22 protein-coding genes are annotated in these 17,137 nt (G+C 64.4%); 9 read left to right on the top strand and 13 right to left on the bottom strand.

Features of this window, described 5'->3' with window-relative positions; translation table 11 throughout:
• Nucleotides 1-4: 4 nt before the first annotated feature.
• Nucleotides 5-1,126: a hypothetical protein gene (locus WAB17_RS10015; RefSeq protein ID WP_435417213.1), complete on the bottom strand. Its 1,122-nt coding sequence runs from the start codon at nucleotides 1,124-1,126 to the stop codon at nucleotides 5-7.
• A 112-nt stretch (nucleotides 1,127-1,238) separates the two neighbouring features.
• On the opposite strand from WAB17_RS10015, the gene WAB17_RS10010 reads away from it, so the two are divergent.
• Nucleotides 1,239-2,306, top strand: coding sequence for a DNA cytosine methyltransferase (locus WAB17_RS10010; RefSeq protein WP_435417212.1), 1,068 nt, complete (start codon nucleotides 1,239-1,241; stop codon nucleotides 2,304-2,306).
• Between the two features lie 44 nt (nucleotides 2,307-2,350).
• Nucleotides 2,351-3,019 carry a hypothetical protein gene (locus WAB17_RS10005; protein ID WP_435417211.1) on the top strand — a complete coding sequence of 223 codons (669 nt, stop codon included), beginning with the start codon at nucleotides 2,351-2,353 and terminating at the stop codon, nucleotides 3,017-3,019.
• Here the strand turns inward: WAB17_RS10005 and WAB17_RS10000 are convergent.
• The gene (locus WAB17_RS10000) at nucleotides 2,996-3,787 is read right to left on the bottom strand and encodes a LysR family transcriptional regulator (protein WP_435417210.1); all 792 of its coding nucleotides are present in this window, start codon (nucleotides 3,785-3,787) and stop codon (nucleotides 2,996-2,998) included. The two genes, WAB17_RS10005 and WAB17_RS10000, sit on opposite strands and share 24 nt — an antisense overlap.
• Nucleotides 3,788-3,878: 91 nt before the next feature.
• Nucleotides 3,879-4,280: a Co2+/Mg2+ efflux protein ApaG gene (gene apaG / locus WAB17_RS09995; RefSeq protein ID WP_435417209.1), complete on the bottom strand. Its 402-nt coding sequence runs from the start codon at nucleotides 4,278-4,280 to the stop codon at nucleotides 3,879-3,881.
• Between the two features lie 254 nt (nucleotides 4,281-4,534).
• Between apaG and WAB17_RS09990 the strand changes: the two genes are divergently transcribed.
• From WAB17_RS09990 to WAB17_RS09980, 3 genes are read left to right on the top strand one after another with little or no spacing between them, the layout of a single operon-like run.
• Nucleotides 4,535-5,809: a pilus assembly protein TadG-related protein gene (locus WAB17_RS09990; protein ID WP_435417208.1), complete on the top strand. Its 1,275-nt coding sequence runs from the start codon at nucleotides 4,535-4,537 to the stop codon at nucleotides 5,807-5,809.
• 5 nt (nucleotides 5,810-5,814) lie between these two features.
• Nucleotides 5,815-6,291 carry a TadE/TadG family type IV pilus assembly protein gene (locus WAB17_RS09985; RefSeq protein WP_435417207.1) on the top strand — a complete coding sequence of 159 codons (477 nt, stop codon included), beginning with the start codon at nucleotides 5,815-5,817 and terminating at the stop codon, nucleotides 6,289-6,291.
• Complete coding sequence (locus tag WAB17_RS09980; RefSeq protein WP_435417206.1) at nucleotides 6,288-6,695, top strand: TadE/TadG family type IV pilus assembly protein; 408 nt, start codon at nucleotides 6,288-6,290, stop codon at nucleotides 6,693-6,695. The genes WAB17_RS09985 and WAB17_RS09980 overlap by 4 nt, the downstream gene beginning before the upstream one ends.
• Nucleotides 6,696-6,734: 39 nt before the next feature.
• Here the strand turns inward: WAB17_RS09980 and WAB17_RS09975 are convergent, their stop codons facing one another.
• Complete coding sequence (locus tag WAB17_RS09975; protein ID WP_435417205.1) at nucleotides 6,735-7,355, bottom strand: 2-hydroxychromene-2-carboxylate isomerase; 621 nt, start codon at nucleotides 7,353-7,355, stop codon at nucleotides 6,735-6,737.
• Between the two features lie 43 nt (nucleotides 7,356-7,398).
• Here WAB17_RS09975 and WAB17_RS09970 point away from each other — a divergent pair, with 43 nt between their 5' ends.
• Nucleotides 7,399-7,737 (top strand): excalibur calcium-binding domain-containing protein, encoded by a 339-nt coding sequence (locus WAB17_RS09970; RefSeq protein ID WP_435417204.1) that lies wholly within the window; start codon nucleotides 7,399-7,401, stop codon nucleotides 7,735-7,737.
• Here the strand turns inward: WAB17_RS09970 and WAB17_RS09965 are convergent.
• Both WAB17_RS09965 and WAB17_RS09960 read right to left on the bottom strand, forming a co-directional pair.
• A complete protein-coding gene (locus tag WAB17_RS09965; protein WP_435417203.1) occupies nucleotides 7,734-8,939 on the bottom strand; it encodes a trans-sulfuration enzyme family protein in 1,206 nt (401 codons plus the stop codon). The two genes, WAB17_RS09970 and WAB17_RS09965, sit on opposite strands and share 4 nt — an antisense overlap.
• Nucleotides 8,940-9,092: 153 nt before the next feature.
• Complete coding sequence (locus WAB17_RS09960) at nucleotides 9,093-9,314, bottom strand: hypothetical protein (protein WP_435417202.1); 222 nt, start codon at nucleotides 9,312-9,314, stop codon at nucleotides 9,093-9,095.
• A 356-nt stretch (nucleotides 9,315-9,670) separates the two neighbouring features.
• Here WAB17_RS09960 and WAB17_RS09955 point away from each other — a divergent pair, with 356 nt between their 5' ends.
• Nucleotides 9,671-10,093, top strand: coding sequence for a hypothetical protein (locus tag WAB17_RS09955; protein WP_435417201.1), 423 nt, complete (start codon nucleotides 9,671-9,673; stop codon nucleotides 10,091-10,093).
• Nucleotides 10,094-10,095: 2 nt separating this feature from the next.
• Here WAB17_RS09955 and WAB17_RS09950 read toward each other — a convergent pair whose 3' ends face one another.
• Nucleotides 10,096-10,317 (bottom strand): hypothetical protein, encoded by a 222-nt coding sequence (locus WAB17_RS09950; protein WP_435417200.1) that lies wholly within the window; start codon nucleotides 10,315-10,317, stop codon nucleotides 10,096-10,098.
• Between the two features lie 190 nt (nucleotides 10,318-10,507).
• Between WAB17_RS09950 and WAB17_RS09945 the strand changes: the two genes are divergently transcribed.
• The gene (locus tag WAB17_RS09945; RefSeq protein WP_435417199.1) at nucleotides 10,508-11,782 is read left to right on the top strand and encodes a glycosyltransferase family 39 protein; all 1,275 of its coding nucleotides are present in this window, start codon (nucleotides 10,508-10,510) and stop codon (nucleotides 11,780-11,782) included.
• 17 nt (nucleotides 11,783-11,799) lie between these two features.
• On the opposite strand, the gene WAB17_RS09940 is transcribed toward WAB17_RS09945, so the two are convergent.
• The 6 genes from WAB17_RS09940 to WAB17_RS09915 form a co-directional block, all read right to left on the bottom strand.
• Nucleotides 11,800-12,888 carry a glycosyltransferase family 2 protein gene (locus tag WAB17_RS09940; RefSeq protein WP_435417198.1) on the bottom strand — a complete coding sequence of 363 codons (1,089 nt, stop codon included), beginning with the start codon at nucleotides 12,886-12,888 and terminating at the stop codon, nucleotides 11,800-11,802.
• Nucleotides 12,889-12,900: 12 nt separating this feature from the next.
• Nucleotides 12,901-13,959, bottom strand: a complete 1,059-nt coding sequence (leuB, locus tag WAB17_RS09935) for a 3-isopropylmalate dehydrogenase (RefSeq protein WP_435417197.1) — start codon at nucleotides 13,957-13,959, stop codon at nucleotides 12,901-12,903.
• 18 nt (nucleotides 13,960-13,977) lie between these two features.
• Nucleotides 13,978-14,574: a DNA repair protein RecO gene (gene recO / locus WAB17_RS09930; protein ID WP_435417196.1), complete on the bottom strand. Its 597-nt coding sequence runs from the start codon at nucleotides 14,572-14,574 to the stop codon at nucleotides 13,978-13,980.
• 16 nt (nucleotides 14,575-14,590) lie between these two features.
• Nucleotides 14,591-14,839, bottom strand: coding sequence for an accessory factor UbiK family protein (locus WAB17_RS09925; protein ID WP_435417195.1), 249 nt, complete (start codon nucleotides 14,837-14,839; stop codon nucleotides 14,591-14,593).
• 40 nt (nucleotides 14,840-14,879) lie between these two features.
• Nucleotides 14,880-15,434, bottom strand: coding sequence for a TspO/MBR family protein (locus WAB17_RS09920; protein ID WP_435417194.1), 555 nt, complete (start codon nucleotides 15,432-15,434; stop codon nucleotides 14,880-14,882).
• A 99-nt stretch (nucleotides 15,435-15,533) separates the two neighbouring features.
• Nucleotides 15,534-16,274 carry a TlyA family RNA methyltransferase gene (locus tag WAB17_RS09915; protein WP_435417193.1) on the bottom strand — a complete coding sequence of 247 codons (741 nt, stop codon included), beginning with the start codon at nucleotides 16,272-16,274 and terminating at the stop codon, nucleotides 15,534-15,536.
• A gap of 34 nt (nucleotides 16,275-16,308) precedes the next feature.
• On the opposite strand from WAB17_RS09915, the gene WAB17_RS09910 reads away from it, so the two are divergent.
• Nucleotides 16,309-16,854 (top strand): hypothetical protein, encoded by a 546-nt coding sequence (locus WAB17_RS09910; protein WP_435417192.1) that lies wholly within the window; start codon nucleotides 16,309-16,311, stop codon nucleotides 16,852-16,854.
• Nucleotides 16,855-17,137: the final 283 nt, after the last annotated feature.

Below are 17,137 nucleotides of genomic sequence, written 5' to 3'. Positions count from 1 at the left end.
GTGATTACGCCAAGCCGAACGCATCAGCCCAAGCCATTTTTGCTTTTTGGCTACGACTTGGTTCCCCAACGAACGAAACCATACCGTCGACCACCTTTTGCCTGCTGCTTACTGGCAAAAACGAAAAGACAATATGGATGACCTGCTCGAAATCGAGGAACTGGAATGTCACCCCGCGATGGACGATCTGAGAATCAACGAGGGCCAAGGTGATCACGTCTCTTGGAATTCTGCATACGAACGAAATTGGTGCATTGGGCAGTTTCTGCAACGCAAATGAGTCAACGGCAGCATCAAGCCGATCAAGATCAACCGTTTTGCAGGTTACCTCAAACAAATTGCCAGGGACGCCAGTGTGCAACAATTCCCAAACATCAGCTGGCTTGTTCGAAGTCGTGTTAGTACCGAAAACGCTCGAATTAACCCCAACGACTTTCGAATACCGGCTATCACTATCTCGCAACTGCTCCAAAACGAGGCCAAAGAGCAGCTGAGGAGTCGCTCCACCTTCTTGGTTTTTCATAGCATAGCGCGCGAGCTGAAGCCCTAACTGGACAGGAGCAACGTGATCCAACGGCGCGAGTTCAACCGTCAGCAACGCGACTTCATCCGCGTATTCCAGTAGCCTTTCAATGAACATGAGAATCAGCGCATCGCGGAGTTGCTCATTCGACCAATGTCGATTGATTCGTCTGATGTAGTCAACTGCGGCAAGCGCAGCAGCTTCCGGCTTGCGCCCTTCCGCCCATTTCTCGTCAATCACCTGAACGTTCTTTGCGACGTTGAGTGGAGCGCTTTGCCCAGTCGGCACTCTGTGCCGCTTTAAGACTGGACGGATACCATTCTCAAAAATCGGGCGCGGATTGATCGATCCGAACTCATTCGAAGTGTCGATATCTTCCCGAACGAACTTCCCCAATATTGCTGTAAGTGTGATCCCACGAAAGCCGTCGGTCTCAATAGGAATGAGCCTTTCAAGCACATCCCTTTCATTTCGATATCGGTCCTTCGCTGGGGCCTCACCGGCCCGCACCCGAGCGATCAGTCGCTCTAATTGGTCCGAAATGAAGGCATCTCGCTGAGCTGGTTTCACCTTAAAATTCCGTCCGTTATCTTTGTCGCACATTCAGAACCACACTGCTCTGTGGATGTCATGTGCGAAATGGCTTGATCGTAACTCACAGGTTGAGCACAAAGTGAGAACGAAAGGGGCCGATCTCTTGCCAAAACTAAAGACAGTGTCGCTATTCTCCGGTGCAGGTGGCTTCGACGAGGGCTTCCATCAGGCAGATTTCCAAACTGTCTGGGCAAATGACATAAATGAGGACGCTTGTGAAACTTTTGGTGCCAGATTTGGCAAAGGTCTAATCAATCGCGGATCAATCACGAAATACATACCTGAGTTCAATCAGAGTTGGGATATCGATGTCCTAATTGGCGGTCCTCCCTGCCAAGGGTTCAGCGTAGCCGGCTATATGAACTTGGATGATCCAAGGTCAGAGCTGGTATTCAGATACATGGATGTTCTTCGGGCGGTGCGGCCAAGTGCCTTCATCCTTGAAAACGTGAAAGCATTGGCCGTTCTGGCCAAATTCAAACCTATTCGCGATCGATTGCGGAGGGAAGCGAACGATGCCGGCTACGATGCGGAAATCTTTATTGTGAAATCTTCCGATTTTGGAGTTTCTCAAGCGAGAGAGCGAATGATCTTGGTGGGCTTCAAAAATCATAGAGTGAGCGACTTCAAGGCAGCGCTTGAGATGCAAAAGGAGCGAGCCAAACCTCTTCGCGAAACGATCCAGAAGTTCGGACGTGCCGGTTCTCCAACCAACCCTCGAATCTGCAAAGCAAAAGTCACGATTGCGAAGTGCCCGGTCCTGAGATCGTCTCCCTATGCGGGTATGTTGTTTAACGGACAAGGAAGGCCACTCGACCTCAATGGATATGCCTCCACACTTCCTGCCTCGATGGGAGGCAACCGCACCCCAATCATTGATGAAGAACAACTTTACGGCGGTCTTTCCCCCTGGGTTGAAGACTACCATAAGCAATTGATTGAGACGGGCAAAGTCTGGCCAGAGAACGAAGCACCTAATCGCTTGCGCCGGCTTACGCTGGACGAGGCTGCAGCTATACAGACTTTTCCCGAAGATTTTGAGTTTTCGGGCCGGAAGTCATCAATCTATGCTCAAATCGGCAATGCGGTTCCATGCGAATTGGCGAGAAGAATCGCAGAAGCCACGAAATCTGTCCTGAATGGCTACATATCCAATGTGCGATCCACATCCGAGGTCGAATACGCCTAATCCATTTTCCTACACCCCAAAAATCTGCAATCTCCCCGCGGGCCATGCCCGACGACGCCAAACCCCTCTGCCTCCGCCAGACCCCGCGCCAGGCCACCTCCGCCGTGGCCTATGTCGCGCCGGAGCCCGAGGCGGACGATCCGCTCCTTGCCTTTGCGCCCTACGTCCACGCCCAGCCGCGCAGCAATGCGATCACGCCGGAGCGGCAGCGGCGCTTTGTCGCCACGCTGGCCGCCACCGGCATCGTCACCCAGGCGGCGCGCAGTATCGGCAAGTCGATGGAGGCGCTCTACAAGTTGCGGGCGCGGCCCGGGGCGGAGGGGTTTGCGGCGGCCTGGGACGCGGCGCTCGAGCGCGGGGTGCAGCGGCTGGAGGATTGCGCGATGGAGCGCGCGCTCAAGGGCACGCCCACCCCGATCGTCAGCGGCGGCGAAATCCTCGGCCATTGGGACAAGCCGGACAACAACCTGCTGCGCTTCCTCCTCCAGCATCGGCTGCCGGAGAAATATGGCCTCCGGAACCTCAAGCCCGGCCACCCGGTCTATGATGCCATCGCCCGCGAGGCAGTGGCGGCGTGGGAGCGCGAGCAGGAGCAGGGCGAGGACGAGGTGCTGGCCAGCCTCGACGCCTTCATCGAGGATATGCGCCAGCGCCGTCTCGCCAACGAGGCACTGCTGGCCGAAGCGCCCTCAGGCCGTGAGGAAAGCGACTAGCGCCTTGACCTTCTTCTGCCGCCATTGCGGCAGCGGGGCGACGAGCCAGTAGGCGCGGCGGCCCTCGTCCGGGCCTTCCAGCACCGTGGCCTTCCCGGCGGTGACGCTGTCTTCGACCAGCAGCCACGGCAGCACGGCCTTGCCCAGCCCGGCGACGGCGCTGGAAAGCGCCTGCCCGGCGTTGCTGACGGCAACGGTCGGCTCGGCCCCTTCGGGTAGCGGGGCGCCCGGCCAGTCGATCCATTCCTCGCCCGCATAGCCTGGGGCGGCGATGACCACGCGGCGCGCGGGGGCGAGCTCGACGCCCTCCAGCTCGCCCGGGCCGTCGACCAGCCTGATGGCGACGTCGAGATTGGCCTCGGTGAAATCGGCGTGCTCGTTCTCGACCAGTGCGTAGCGGATACCGGGGTTGGCGTCGCGATAGGCGGCAAGGCGCGGGGCCAGCCACTGGGCATAGAATTCGCGCGGGGCGGCGATGGTGTAGCGGTCGCTGGCCTGACCGGCCTGCATGTTCTGGACCGATTCCTCGAACTTGAGGAAGCCTTCGCGCAAGGGCTCGAGCCCGGCGGCGCCTTCCTCGGTCAGTTCTAGCCCCTTGCTGGTGCGGCGGAAGAGCACGGTGCCCAGGTGATCCTCGAGCGCGCGGATCTGCTGGCCGACGGCGGCCGGGGTCACCGCCAGCTCGTCCGCCGCGCGGGTAAAGCTGAGGTGCCGCGCCGCCGCGTCATAGACGCGCAGGGCGTTGAGGGGGAGATGGGTCCGCTTCATCGTGCGGCGGGATTTAGAGACGAGTTGTGTTTGCCGCAACTGCGAAGAATCCCGCGCTAAAGCAGCGACACGGGAGCGCGAACAAGACCATTCAGCGGTCGGCAGTGGCCGGGGCGGACAGCGGGAAGAAGGGGATGCGAACTTCCAACGGCGAGCCGTCATCGCGGTGGAAGGTGTAGAACCCTTCCATCGATCCGAACGGGGTGCCGAGCGGGCAGCCGCTGACGTAGTCGTGGCTGCGGCCCGGGGCGAGCACCGGCTGTTCGCCGACCACGCCTTCGCCGTCGACATGGCTGACCATGTTGTGCCCGTCGGTAATCCGCCAGTGCCGGCTGATCAGCTTCACTTGCTCGTGCGAGTGGTTCTCCAGCCGGATATGATAAACCCAGAACCACTTGCCCTGCGACGGTCGGCTCTGCTCCGGCAGGAAGTTGACCGCGACGCGGACGGTGATCCCTTCGGTGGTGGCGGCGTGCTGGAACAGTTCTTTCATGACACTGCGGAACTTATACCCCCATCCGCCCGTCGCAAGGGGGACCAAGGGCGGTTATCCACTTGCAAGCAACAGCGATGCAGCGATGCACCAGTCGCGCCTGCCGCGGATGCCCAGCCCGACAGGCCCGGCACGATCCTCGCCATGCCAATGGGTTAGATGGTTTCATTCGGGTAAACCGCCTTTTCTTAATCCATCTTAAGCTTTTTCCGGCGGATTCACCCCAAATAAACCAAGGGGGACATGCACCCGTCATGTGGTCGATCGCTGGAAAATTCGCGAAACTAGCCGAACGGTTGCAGGCGCTGCGCGGCGATCGTCGCGGCAATGTCCTCGTCATCGTCGCCATCGGTACCACCTCGCTGGTGGGTGCGGCGGGCGTCGGTGTCGATACGGTGCAATGGTACCTGTGGAAGCGCCAGTTGCAGCAGGCGGCAGATTCGGGCGCGATGGCGGGCGCGCTTTCGCTGTTCCAGCGCAACAGCTGGCAACAGCCGAGCCGCGACGAGGTCGGTCGCAACTACACCGGCAGCTACACGATCACCGCGCTGCGCAATCCGCCCACCACCGGGGCCTATGCCGGCAATACCGGCGCGGTGGAGATCATTGCCACCACCAGCCAGCGCCTGCCCTTCTCCAGCCTGTTCCTCAGCGCCCCGCCGACGATCCAAGTCCGTTCCGTCGCGACCTCCGTGGCCGACGGCGAATTCTGCGTCATCAGCCTTGCCCAGAGCGGCACGGGGGTCGAGGTCCAGGGCAGCGCGCAAGTGAACCTCGGCTGCGGAACCTCCGCCAATTCGCCCGACGGCATTGCGGTGGACCTGTCGGGATCGAGCTTCCTCGGATCGAACCCGATCAGCGCCGTCGGCGGCATCGACTATGCCGCCCGCAACATCGCCAACGGAACCACCATGCTGCCCTATGGCCTGCCGGTCACGGACCCGCTGGCCAGCCGCGGCCTCAGTGTCCCGACATCGCCTGCCAACTGCACCTCGCAGAGCGGCCGGGTGCAGCCGTCGGACAACGTGACACTCAACCCCGGGCGTTTCTGCAGCGGCATGGACCTCAAGGGCACCGTCACCCTCAACCCCGGCGTCTATATCATCGACGGCAATTCGCTGGCGATCAATGCGGGTGCAGTCGTGCGCGGCGAAGGCGTGACCTTCGTGCTGACGGGCAACAACGCCAATTCGATCGCCACGGTCTCGATCAACGGCGGGGCCGATGTCGAACTGAGCGCGCCCGACGACACGCAGGACCCGACTTGGGCCGGCATCCTGTTCTACCAGGACCCGCGCGGCGATGCGACGCACACCATCAATGGCGGTGCCGATCTCGATTTCGAAGGCATCATCTACATGCCGACAGGGGATATCTCCTTCTCCGGCGGCAGCACCCAGGCGGCGGAATGCCTGCTGCTGATTGCAGAGGTCGTGCGCTTCACCGGCAACAGCGGGCTCGGCAACGACTGCGAAAGCCACATCGACACCCTCGACACGTCCGCCCGGATCGTCCGGGTGGTGGAGTAAGGCCCATGATCTGCTTCTTCTTCAGCCGCCTGTGGCGCGACAAATCCGGCTTCGGCGCGATGGAACTGGCGCTGGCATCGCCCTTCCTGTTCCTCCTCGGCCTCGGCATGATCGACGCATCGATGCTGATCGGGACCAAGATCGATTACGAACAGGCCGCCCAGCGCACCACCGATTTCGCGCTGGCGCGGCGACCGAACTCGGCCAATGGCAGCTACCTTCAGACCGAGGCGGCGGCGGCAGCCGGGGTCACGGCCAGCCAGGTCACGGTCGACATCTACCGCACCTGCAACGGTGTGCGTGCCGGAAGCTTCGATGGCGCCTGCGAATCCGGCCAGATCACCGCCCGCTACGTCAATGTCGTCATCGCGGCGCCGGTGGAAACGGAATTCAACTGGGCCGGGCTGGCGTCGCTGCTGGGGTTCCAGGCCTTTGCCGCCACGGTTGTCGTGGCCGGTGACAGCGTGGTGCGGTTCCAGTGAGCGCGCCCGCCATCCTGCTCGCCGCCCTGCGCCGGGACCGGTCGGGTTCCAGCACCGTCGACTTCGCTTTCGCCCTGCCCGTGCTGGTGCTGATGATGATCGCCACGCTGCAGGCGGGGCAGATCCTCCACGCGCGCGGATCGTTGCGCCATGCGGTGGGCGAAGGCGTCCGGCTGGCGAAGGTCAATCCTGCGGCGACCGAGACCATGGTGCTCGCCAAGGTCCGCGAACAACTGCCCTCGCTGAAAGCCGAGCGGCTGAGCAATCTCGCCTTCCTGCGCGGGACGGCCAACGGCGCGCGCACGGCCCGGGTGACCGCCAGCTACACAACCGAGGCGAGCTATCCGGTTATCAGCTTCCCCGTGACGATCACGGAAGCGAAGACGGTGTACCTGCCCAACTGACCGGCAAGGGCGCGCGGCAGCCGGGCTCGCGCGAGGCGATCAGGCCCGGCCTGCCGCCAGCATGTCCTCGATCTGGCCCAGCCGTTCCTTGCCGAAGAACATCTCCGGCCCCGCCCCGGTATCGACATAGAAGGTGGGAATGCCGAAAGCGCCGCGAGCGACGGCTGCCTCGGTGTTGTCGATCAATTGCTGCTTGATGCCTGCGTCCTTCGTTGCGGCCAGCAAGGCCTGCGGATCGAACCCTGCGGCCCGGAGCATCGCTGCGATCGCATCGGCATCGTCGACCGCCATGCCCTCTTCCCAGATCGCGGGAAGCAAGGCCTCGACCAGGCGCAGGCGATCCTCGCCCTCGACCGCCAGCAGCATCCGCTGGAAGGTCACCGAATTGAACGGGAATTGCGGGTGCAGGCGGAACTTGGTGAAGCCATGCCAGGCGATGAAGCGGCGCATTTCCAGCATCGAATACTCGACCTTGCCCTTCACATCGGCATCGCGGATCATCGGCGGCGCATTGCCGGTGAGCTTGTGCATCCCGCCGAGGAAAACGGGCGTCACCTTCAGCTTCGCGCCATGCCGCGCCACGATATCGCGCAGGGGATACCAGGCCAGATAGCCATTTGGGCTGACGACATCGAAGATGAATTCGACGATGGGGTTCATAAGTCGCGCTTAGCCTTCGTACATTCTGCTGGTATAAGGAAACATGCGACCTGTCATTTCATTTGCCCTTGGCGGATGGCTTCTCTCCGGCATAGCCGTGCCTGCTGGCGCGCATCCGGGTGAATTGGACAAGCAGGGTTGTCACACCGATCGTTCAACCCGGGAATACCATTGCCACGAAAACAGGCGCGGCCTGCCGCCTCCCGATCCCGAACCGAAAGAGGCTTTCGCAGCGGAAGTGCGCCGGGATTTGTTCTTTGCAAGATGCGCCGACGCCAGAGCCGCAGGTTATCAGAACATCCGTCGCGGGCAGCCCGGCTACCGGCCCGAGCTGGATCGCGACAACGACGGTATTGCCTGCGAGCCTTACAATAGCCGCTAAAGCCCCGCAGCCCTCAGCGCATGGTCGAGGTCTTCCTTCACGTCCTCGATATCCTCCAGGCCGACATTGATTCGCAGCAGGCCTTCGGTCACGCCCATTTCGTCGCGCCCCTCCTGCGTCATGCCGGCGTGGGTGGTGCTGGCCGGATGGCACATCAGGCTGCGCGCATCGCCGATGTTGTTGGAGATATCGACCAGTTGCAGTGCATCGAGCACCGCAAAGGCGGTGGCGCGGTCGCCCACATCGAAGGCGAAGATCGGGCCGGTCGCCTTCATCTGCGCGGTGGCCATGGCATGGCGGGGGTGGCTCGGCAGGCCGGGGTGCAGCATCTTCGGGACGCGCTGTTCGATGAAGCGGCCGAGCGCGACGGCGTTCTCGCTCTGGCGCATCGCACGCAGGTCCAGTGTTTCCAGCCCCTTCAGCACGACCCAGGCATTGAAGGGCGAGATATTAGGCCCGGTGTTGCGCTGGAACGGCAACAGCACCTCGTTGATCCACTGCTCGCTGCCGCAAACCGCGCCGGCGAGGACGCGGCCCTGGCCGTCCATCAGCTTGGTCGCGCTATAGGCGACGACATCCGCCCCGAAATCGAGCGGGCGCTGCAGCGCGCTGGTGGCAAAGGCGTTGTCGACCACGGTGGTGATGCCGTGCGCGCGGGCGAGGTCGCAGACGAAGCGGAGGTCGACCACATCGAGCGTCGGGTTGGCCGGCGTCTCGAAGAAGAACACCCTGGTGTTGGGCCGGATTGCGGCCTCCCACGCGGCGTTGTCGGTGCTGTCGATGACGCTCACCTCGATGCCGAAACGGGGGCACAGATGGTCGAGCAGCCAGCGGCACGAACCGAAGGCTGCGCGCGCTCCGACCACGTGATCGCCGGCCGAAAGCTGGCACAGCAGCGCGGCCGTCATCGCCGCCATCCCGCTCGCCTGCGCCCGGCACGCCTCGGCGCCTTCCATCAGCGCGATGCGTTCTTCCAGCATGGCAACGGTCGGGTTCTGGAGCCGCGAATAGGTCATGCCGTCGGCCTCGCCCGCGAAGCGGTCGGCCACGGTCTGCGCGTCGTCGTAGGTAAAGCCGGAACTGAGGAACAGCGCCTCGCTGGTTTCGCCGTGGGCGCTACGCCAGGTACCCCCGCGCACGGCCTGGGTCGCGGGTCGCCAGTTGCGCGTCGTCGCGCGGTCCATTCCGGTGGTCTTTTTCATCGACCGCCCGCTTACGGAGCGCGCGGCCCGGGAGCAAGCGCTTGCACGCCGCCGCGCCAAGAGCGGCGATCGCGCAAAATGCCGCCGGACAAGAAAAAGGGCGGCTTCCCGAAGGAAACCGCCCGATCTTTATGCACTTGGATCCGCTGGTGCTTAGCGGCTCACGGGCTCGTCATCGTCGTCGGCGATGATGATGATGCCAGCGATGATCGCAGCAGCAGCCACGACACCGATGATGATGCCGTTGCTGCCTTCGAGTTCGTTCGCAGCACCGACCGGTGCCGAAACGCGCTCAGCCGCGATGGCCGAAGCACCGATCGGAGCGACGACTGCAGCCATGGCAGCGGCGCCGAGTGCAAGGGACTTGAGCTTCATTATATATTCTCCAGTGAATTGCGGCTCGCGCCGTTACCTACCCAATTACGCGCCGCCCACGAATGAACGCCGCGCTTCCTCTGCCTCTCTTTGGCCGATAACGCTTACAGTCTCGTGACGCATTGTATCGGAACGACATTATCGGGCCTCGCAGCGACGAACCGTTGTACAAACGCGACAGACAGTTTTCAGGGCGATCCACTCATGCGCACGGCGAGTGAAACCGGCAAACCCGGTCTCCGTGGCCCCTGCGACTCACCGATTTTCCGTGTACGGGCGGACGCGCATTCTTGCTGCCGCACGCTCGTCCTGCTGTTAGGGGAGCGAACCACGAACTGCGCAGAAGAAACCCGCCCATGACCTTTTCCGACCTTACTCCGCACGTCATCCTGTTCCTGGCAGGTGCCATTGCCGTCCTGTTCGCCTTGGTATTCCTCGGGATTCGCAAGGAGAAGGGCGGCCATGCAGCAGCAACCGCGGCCTTCGGCGCGGGCTTTGCCGGGCTGACGGCAGTTACGATCTGGAGCGAAGGCCCGCTCGGCTTCCTGCCCAATCACACAGCCAACTTATGGGGCGTGCAGGTATGGTACGACCTGCTGTTCGCCGTCTGCATCGCGCTGTCGTTTATCGTGCCGCGCGCGCGGGCTGCGGGAATGAATCTGCTGCCGTGGATCCTCTTCGTGGGCCTGACGGCTTCGATCGGGCTGCTGGCCATGGCGGCCCGCCTCTATTGGCTGGAAGGGCAGGCGAGCGACCCCGGCGCCAGCGCCCGGAATTGACGTCAGCGGCTGACCGGCTCTTCGTCGTCGTCGGTGAGCAGTAACACGGCCATGCCCGCGCCGGCGATGGCGATCACGATAAAGGCATTGCCCACGCCCTCGCCGCCGAGCTCGCTCGCTCTACCGTCGAGGGCGGGCGCGCGCTGGGCGGCATAGGCGGCGATCGGCATGGTGGCAACGGCGGTGGCTGCGGCAGCCATCCCGATACGCTTGAGAATATCCATTGTTAGGCTCCGACAGGAATTGGGAGTTCGTTTCCGGCTGCGAACCGCTGACTTGACCGAAAGGTTCCCCGGCCGCCGACCGGCCAACGATTGCGCGAGCCGGAGATGCGACGGGATGTCGGGCCCCGACGGGGCAAGTGACTGGGCGCAGCCTTGAATCCGGGCCATCCGTCCCGTATCGCGGATCACAATGCCAGTTCCGCCCGACCGATCGACCGATCCCAAGCTGGCGACGCTGGCGCTGTGCTGGGTCTTCCTTGCGCTGTGCCTGTGGCAGGTTTCGGTCCCCTCGATCGCCTATTTCGACGAGGTGCATTACCTGCCTGCGGCACGCGCGTTGCTCGAAGGGCGCGAGTGGCTCAATGCCGAGCATCCTCCGCTCGGGAAGATCATCCTCGCCGCCGGCATCGCGCTGTTCGGCGATAACCCGTTCGGCTGGCGCATCTTCCCGGCGATTTTCGGAACGCTCGCCCTGTATGCTTTCTCGCGCGCGCTATGGGAGGCGAGCCGCAGCCGCTATGCCTCGCTCGCCTATTGCTGGCTGCTGGGCACGGGGTTCTTCCTGATCGTCCATGGTCGCATCGCCATGCTCGATGTGTTCCAGGTGGCGTTCGTCGCCCTCGCGCTGTGGCAATGCGCGCGGGCGGTGCGCGCGCCCGAAGAAGGCAGGAAGCGCCTGATCGCGGCGGGACTGGCCATGGGCGCCGCCATGGCCAGCAAGTGGAACGCGGTTCCGCTCGCCATCCTGCCGGGACTGGCCTTCCTCGCCGCACGACTGGGCGCCGGACGCAGGCGGCTGTTCCTCAGCCGGCGCGGGCCGCCGGTCCCCGGTGTCTCGCTGGCGGAGGCGACGCTGTGGCTCGGCGCGCTGCCGCTGGCTGTCTATGCCCTGTCCTTTGCCCCCCTGCTGCTGGTGGACCAGTCGCCATTCGGTGACCGCGGGCTGATCGGCATCCAGCAGATGATGCTGGAGATGCAGCAGAGCGTGAAGCAGCCGCATCATTACCAGAGCACCTGGCAGCAATGGATCCTCAACCTGCGCGGGATCTGGTATCTCTACGAGGACGTGGACGGGGCGTATCGCGGTGTCCTGCTGATCGGCAATCCGTTCACCATGCTTGCCGGCCTGCCCGCGCTGGCATGGTGCGCCTGGGCAGCACTGGCGCAGCAACGCAAGGATGCGCTGGCGGTCGCGGTCCTCTACGCGGTCAGTTTCGGTTTCTGGATCGTCGCCGCCAAGCCGATCCAGTTCTACTACCACTATTTCCTGCCGAGTTGTTTCCTGCTTGCCGCCCTCGCGCTGGCGCTGGACGATCTGCGGCTGAGGGGATTGCCGTGGTTGTCGCACGCGGTCCTTGCGGCAAGCGCCGGGTTCTTCGCCTTTTTCTTCCCCGTCCTGACCGCCATGAAGCTGACCGCATCGGGGAGTTTCATCACCTGGGCCTGGCTGGAAGGCTGGCGCTGACCTCCCATCGGGAAGGATCAGAAACGCCCCCAGACAAAGCGGCTCGACAGCGCGTAGTTCCATACCGCCCCCACGACGATCCCGGCCAGAGCCGCGAGCGCCCAGGACACGCCGATGCCCTGCAGCCACGTCGCCAGCGCGACATTGGCGATCGCGCCGATCGCGCAGGTAAGGCAGAACCCGGCCCAGCCGGCGAGCACCCTGCCCGCGCCTTCCAGCCGCTGGTCGCGATAGGTCAGCCAGTTGTTGAGCCAGAAGTTGAAGCTCATGGCGGCGAAGGTGGCGATGGCCTGCGCTTTCCAGAAGGTCGTGGTGACGCCGGGATAGAGCAGCGCCAGCACCAGCATATGCACCATCACGCCGAGCCCGCCGACGGTGGCGAACAGGGCGAAGCGGGTGGGGATGATCTGGCCGAGATAGCGTTCGTACAGCCCGACGAGGAATTCGAACGCCACCGCGCGGTCGAGCTTGCTTGTCCCCGCACGCCGCTCGGCGAAGCGTAGCGGAACCTCGGCCACCCTGAGGGGCTCGGGCGAGGCGGCGAGGATATCGAGCAGGATCTTGAAGCCGATCCCGGCGAGCCTGGGGGCGAGCGCGCGAACCCGCGCGGTCTCGAGCATGAAATAGCCGCTCATCGGATCGCTGAGCTCGATCCCGGTCAGCCTGCGCGCCAATCGGTTGGCGAACTGCGATCCACGCTCGCGCCGCGCATCGGCCAGCCCGGCAGCGCTGCCCCCTTCGGCGAAGCGGCTGGCGACGATTAGCTCGGCCTCGCCGCTGCGCAGCCTCTCCAGCATCTGCGGCAAGAGCGCGGGGTCGTGCTGGTGGTCGGCGTCCATGACCGCGATCACGGGCGCGGCGGTCGCGCAGGCGCCTTCGATCACCGCGCTGGCGAGTCCGCGCCGCCCGATGCGCTGGATCACCCTGATGCGCGGATCAGCCAGCGCCAGTGCGCGCGCGGCATCGGCGGTGCCGTCGGCGCTGTCGTCATCGACGAAAATCGCTTCCCATTCGAGGCCGGTGAGCGCCGCGTGGAGCCGTTCGACAAGCGGCGCGATATTGTCGCGCTCGTTCAGCGTCGGCAGGATGATGGCGAGGTCGAGCATGTGCCCGCGCCTCTAAAGGCGGGCGAGCACCGCGTCACCCACTTCCTTGGTGCTGGCAGTCCCTCCCAGATCACCGCCGAGTATGGCGTCGCGGACAGTCGCGCCGACGGCGGCCTCGATGCGGGCGGCGGCCTCCTCGAGCCCGAAGCTGTGGCGCAGCATCATGGCGGCTGACAGGATCGCCGCCAGCGGGTTGGCCTTGCCCTGCCCGGCAATGTCGGGCGCGCTGCCGTGGATAGGTTCGTAGAGGCCGAAGGTGCCATGCGCGGTCTGCCGCTCGCCCAGCGAGGCGGACGGCAGCAGCCCGATCGAGCCGACGCACATGCTCGCCTGGTCGGACAATATGTCACCGAACAAATTGCCGGTGACGATCACGTCGAACTGTCCGGGCGCGCGCACCAGCTGCATTGCGGCGTTGTCGACGTAAAGGTGGTCGAGTGTGACATCCGGGTAATCCGACGCCACCTCGATCACCACGTCGCGCCACAGCTGGCTGGTTTCCAGCACATTGGCCTTGTCGACGCTGGTCAGCTTGCCCTTGCGGCCCTGGGCGGCGCGGAAGGCGGTGTGGGCGATGCGGCGCACTTCGCTTTCGGTGTAGGACATCATGTCCCATCCCTCGCGCTCTCCGCTGGCGGTGGAGCGCTGGCCCTTGTCGCCGAAATAGACGTCGCCATTGAGTTCGCGCACGATCAGCAGGTCGATCTGGCGGGCGACTTCGGGGCGGAGTGCGGAATGTTCCTCCAGCCCCGGAAACAGCGTCGCCGGGCGCAAATTGGCGAAAAGCCCCAGCTCGGCGCGCAGGCCCAGCACCGCCTGTTCCGGCCGCAGCGCACGTTCGAGGTGGTCGCAGGCAGGATCGCCGACCGCGCCGAACAGCACCGCATCGGCCTCGCGGGCCATGGCCAGGGTTTCGGGCGGCAGCGGGTGGCCGTGGCGGCGATATGCGCTCGCCCCGACATCGCCTTCGAACAGCACCATTCCCGGCAGGCCCAGCGCCTCGAGCACGCGCACAGCTTGCGTCGTCACTTCGGGGCCAATGCCGTCGCCGGGAAAAACCGCTATTCTCATGGGGGTAATGCCGTTCCTTCAGACCATCTTGCGCAAACGCTCGATCAACAGCGCCCGCGCCGCGAGCGTGTCGCCGCGCCGGTCGGCTAGCAAATAGCGCTGTAGCGGGTCAGCCAGTTTTTCCATGGCCGACAAAACCTCGGGTAACTCGCCCGCGTCGGGCTTGGCCCCGCCATAGCCCAGTTCGCGCAGCAGCAGTGCCTCGTAGGCGAGCATGGCCGGAGCCCAACCGCGCGCAGAGGGTGCCTGACATACGGCATGAAGAAGTGCTTCCAGAGCACTGAAAAGGCTGGGATAGGGATTGCGTTCAGGTAGCGCGCTGGCAGTCAGCGCGGTCGCCCACTGGATTGCCGCGGCGGGAAGAGGTTCGCCCAGCCACGGCCCGCGGCTCTCGACGAGTTCAAGCTTCGCGAAAGCAAGCTGGCTATCGGATCTAGCCCTCAGTTCCAGCTCGACGAGGTTTCCGGGGATCACCACCGGGCGCAAATTCCGTCCACGCCCGCCCGCGACGTAGCCCGCGACCAGCCCGAACTCTTCGGTCAGAAGGCGCGCAATCACTGCCGTCTCGCCATGCGGACGGGCAGCGAGAAGGATGGCTGGGGCGCGCAGGTTCATGCCGCGCGGGGTTGTGTCAGGCTTTGAGCTTCGCTTCCAGCGCTTCGATGCGCTTCATCAGCGCTTCGTTCTCGTCGCGGGCCTTGGCGGCCATGGCCTTGACCGTATCGAATTCCTCGCGGCTTACGAAGTCGATCCCGCCCATCGCTTCGCGGACCCGCTCGCGGGCGCTTTCGCGCGCCTCGCGGCCCATGCCGGCGAAGGTGCCGGCGGCTCCGTTCACCATTTTGACGAAATCGGCGATCAGCGGGTTCTGGCTCTGCATGGCGCGTATGTGGTCCCGCAGGGGGCGGAACGCAAGCCTCCTAGAATTCGATGGTTTGCGCCGCCTCGTCGCTCGCCTTGCCGCTGGCATCGGGATTGAGGCGCAGGAATTCGAAATTGAGCGCCGTCGCGAACAGGATCCACGCAAGGTAGGGCAACAGCAGCAGCCCGGCCAGAATCCTCACCCGCCAGAACAAAACGATGGTCACCACCACCAGCACATCGAGCGCGATGATGACATAGAGCGCCCAGTCGATCTGGCGGAACGCGAAGAACACCGGGCTCCATGCGAGGTTGAGGACGAATTGCAGCGCGAAGGCAGCAATCGCAGCTGTCCTGCCGCGCGCGCCCCAGGCCGACAGCACCAGCGCCAAGGCGAGCCCCATCAGGACGTAGAGGATCGGCCAGACGATCCCGAACAGATAGGGCGGTGGATTGAACGAAGGCGTGACCAGCGCATCATACCATGCGCTGCCGGGGCCGCCCGGGGTGAAGGTCTGGACGAGAAACGATATCAGCAGGACCGCCGGCACCGCGAACAGGGCCCAGCGCAGGAAACTCGCGCGCAACTGCGCCTTGGAAGCCAGCGTGCTCATCTTCCCTCTCGTCTGCGCGAATCCTCGCTAGGGTCGTCGGCCGGTTGTTTGCCGAGGGTTGCCCGCGTTAGCAAGCGGACCAAGGCCCGTTTGCCCGCATCACGCGCCCCGCTGTGCCGAAATGAGAAACTCGACATTGCCTTCCGGCCCGGTGATCGGGCTGGTGGCGATGCCCTGCACATCCCAGCCATCCTGCTCCAGCCAGGTGCGGACCTCGTCGCACACGCGGGCATGGAGCGCCGGATCGCGGACCACCCCGCCCTTGCCCACTTCCTCGCGCCCGACCTCGAACTGCGGCTTGATAAGCGCGACGAGGCGGCACGCCGGCGCGGCAAGCCTGAGCGGCACTTCCAGCACCTTGGCGAGGCTGATGAACGAGGCGTCGCACACCACCCAGCCATAGGGCTGCGGGATCATCTCCGGCGTCAGCACCCGCGCGCTGGTCTGCTCCATCACCGTGACGCGCGGGTCCTGCCGCAGTTTCCAGGCCAGCTGGTTGGTGCCGCTGTCGACCGCGATGACATGGCCTGCGCCCCTGGCCAGCAGCACATCGGTGAAGCCGCCGGTCGAGCTGCCGACATCCATTGCCGTCACGCCCGCAGGGTCGAGCCCGAAATGGTCGAGCGCATGGGCGAGCTTCAACCCGCCGCGGCTGACCCACGGATGGTCGCGCCCGCGCACCTCCAGCGGTGCGTCCTCCGCCACCTGCTGGCCCGGCTTGGCGATCCGGGTCCCGCCCGAATAGACGATCCCCGCCATCACCAGCGCCTGCGCGCGCGTGCGGCTTTCCGCAAGGCTGCGGGCGACGAGCAATTGATCGATGCGGAGTTTCTTGGCCATGGACTGTCAGGCGGTTAGCCGCCATGGTGGGGCCATGCCAAGGCCTTCCTTTACCCGTGCTCTAGCCCTGTCCGGCGCGTTCGCTCTCGCCTGCTGTTCCCCGCCGCCGCCGCAGCCCCTGCCGCCGCCGGTCCAGCGACCGGCCCCTGCCCCTGCCCCCGCGCCGCTGGCGCCGCCGGCCGATCCGGGCAAATGGATCGACGCCCCGCAAACCGCCGGCGACTGGAGCTACCAGGCGACCTCGACCGGGAGCGTGGCGCAGTTCGCCGCAGGTGCCGGCCAGCCGCTGCTGGCGCTGGCCTGCAATCTGTCGCGCCGCGAGGTGCAGCTGGCCCGGCCGGGCAGCGCCACCCAGGGCGTGCCGATGCGCGTGCTGACCGAGACGGCGGAACGGCTCGTCACGGCATCGCCCGCCGCCGACCGGAGCGACTGGCTGATCGCACCCCTGCGGGCAACGGATCCCCTGCTCGACGCCATGGCGCTGACCCGGGGACGGTTCGCCGTCGAAACCGCGGGCCTGCCGACGCTCTACGTGCCGGCCTGGGCCGAGGTAACGCGGGTGATCGAGGATTGCCGCTAGGCACGAAAAAGCCCGGTCGGATCGACCGGGCCAAGGCGACCTATTCTGACGCTGGAAAACTTTTTTTCAAGGCTTGTTTTCGACGAGTGCATGACTCAAATTGCACTCGAGGCCAGCGGCACACGCGGTTCTCGGCCCCCGGTGAAACGGCGGGTCTGGCTCACAAGCGCGAAAGGAGGTGATCCGATGTCTCATGGTTCAGCAGAGAGGTCGGCAAGTTTCCGCGCGGAGCACTATAGGTAATCGCAGAATACCTTTAGAGGCTTCGTGAGCGGCACTTCCC

Origin of the sequence: Parerythrobacter aurantius (assembly GCF_045291475.1) — a bacterium.
In the GTDB taxonomy this organism is placed as follows: domain Bacteria; phylum Pseudomonadota; class Alphaproteobacteria; order Sphingomonadales; family Sphingomonadaceae; genus Parerythrobacter; species Parerythrobacter aurantius.
Note: the sequence above shows the minus strand (reverse complement) of the source record. Positions and strands in the feature narration are given on the sequence as shown.

Coding starts and splice junctions, on each gene's coding strand:
- WAB17_RS09965 (WP_435417203.1), bottom strand. CDS start 8,939: ATGAAAAAGACCACCGGAATGGACCGCGCGACGACGCGCAACTGGCGA.
- WAB17_RS09910 (WP_435417192.1), top strand. CDS start 16,309: ATGCCAAGGCCTTCCTTTACCCGTGCTCTAGCCCTGTCCGGCGCGTTC.
- WAB17_RS09940 (WP_435417198.1), bottom strand. CDS start 12,888: ATGCTCGACCTCGCCATCATCCTGCCGACGCTGAACGAGCGCGACAAT.
- WAB17_RS09945 (WP_435417199.1), top strand. CDS start 10,508: ATGCCAGTTCCGCCCGACCGATCGACCGATCCCAAGCTGGCGACGCTG.
- WAB17_RS10000 (WP_435417210.1), bottom strand. CDS start 3,787: ATGAAGCGGACCCATCTCCCCCTCAACGCCCTGCGCGTCTATGACGCG.
- apaG (WP_435417209.1), bottom strand. CDS start 4,280: ATGAAAGAACTGTTCCAGCACGCCGCCACCACCGAAGGGATCACCGTC.
- WAB17_RS09920 (WP_435417194.1), bottom strand. CDS start 15,434: ATGAGCACGCTGGCTTCCAAGGCGCAGTTGCGCGCGAGTTTCCTGCGC.
- WAB17_RS09985 (WP_435417207.1), top strand. CDS start 5,815: ATGATCTGCTTCTTCTTCAGCCGCCTGTGGCGCGACAAATCCGGCTTC.
- WAB17_RS09955 (WP_435417201.1), top strand. CDS start 9,671: ATGACCTTTTCCGACCTTACTCCGCACGTCATCCTGTTCCTGGCAGGT.
- leuB (WP_435417197.1), bottom strand. CDS start 13,959: ATGAGAATAGCGGTTTTTCCCGGCGACGGCATTGGCCCCGAAGTGACG.
- WAB17_RS09970 (WP_435417204.1), top strand. CDS start 7,399: ATGCGACCTGTCATTTCATTTGCCCTTGGCGGATGGCTTCTCTCCGGC.
- WAB17_RS09975 (WP_435417205.1), bottom strand. CDS start 7,355: ATGAACCCCATCGTCGAATTCATCTTCGATGTCGTCAGCCCAAATGGC.
- WAB17_RS09960 (WP_435417202.1), bottom strand. CDS start 9,314: ATGAAGCTCAAGTCCCTTGCACTCGGCGCCGCTGCCATGGCTGCAGTC.
- recO (WP_435417196.1), bottom strand. CDS start 14,574: ATGAACCTGCGCGCCCCAGCCATCCTTCTCGCTGCCCGTCCGCATGGC.
- WAB17_RS09990 (WP_435417208.1), top strand. CDS start 4,535: ATGTGGTCGATCGCTGGAAAATTCGCGAAACTAGCCGAACGGTTGCAG.
- WAB17_RS09950 (WP_435417200.1), bottom strand. CDS start 10,317: ATGGATATTCTCAAGCGTATCGGGATGGCTGCCGCAGCCACCGCCGTT.
- WAB17_RS10015 (WP_435417213.1), bottom strand. CDS start 1,126: ATGTGCGACAAAGATAACGGACGGAATTTTAAGGTGAAACCAGCTCAG.
- WAB17_RS10005 (WP_435417211.1), top strand. CDS start 2,351: ATGCCCGACGACGCCAAACCCCTCTGCCTCCGCCAGACCCCGCGCCAG.
- WAB17_RS09925 (WP_435417195.1), bottom strand. CDS start 14,839: ATGCAGAGCCAGAACCCGCTGATCGCCGATTTCGTCAAAATGGTGAAC.
- WAB17_RS09915 (WP_435417193.1), bottom strand. CDS start 16,274: ATGGCCAAGAAACTCCGCATCGATCAATTGCTCGTCGCCCGCAGCCTT.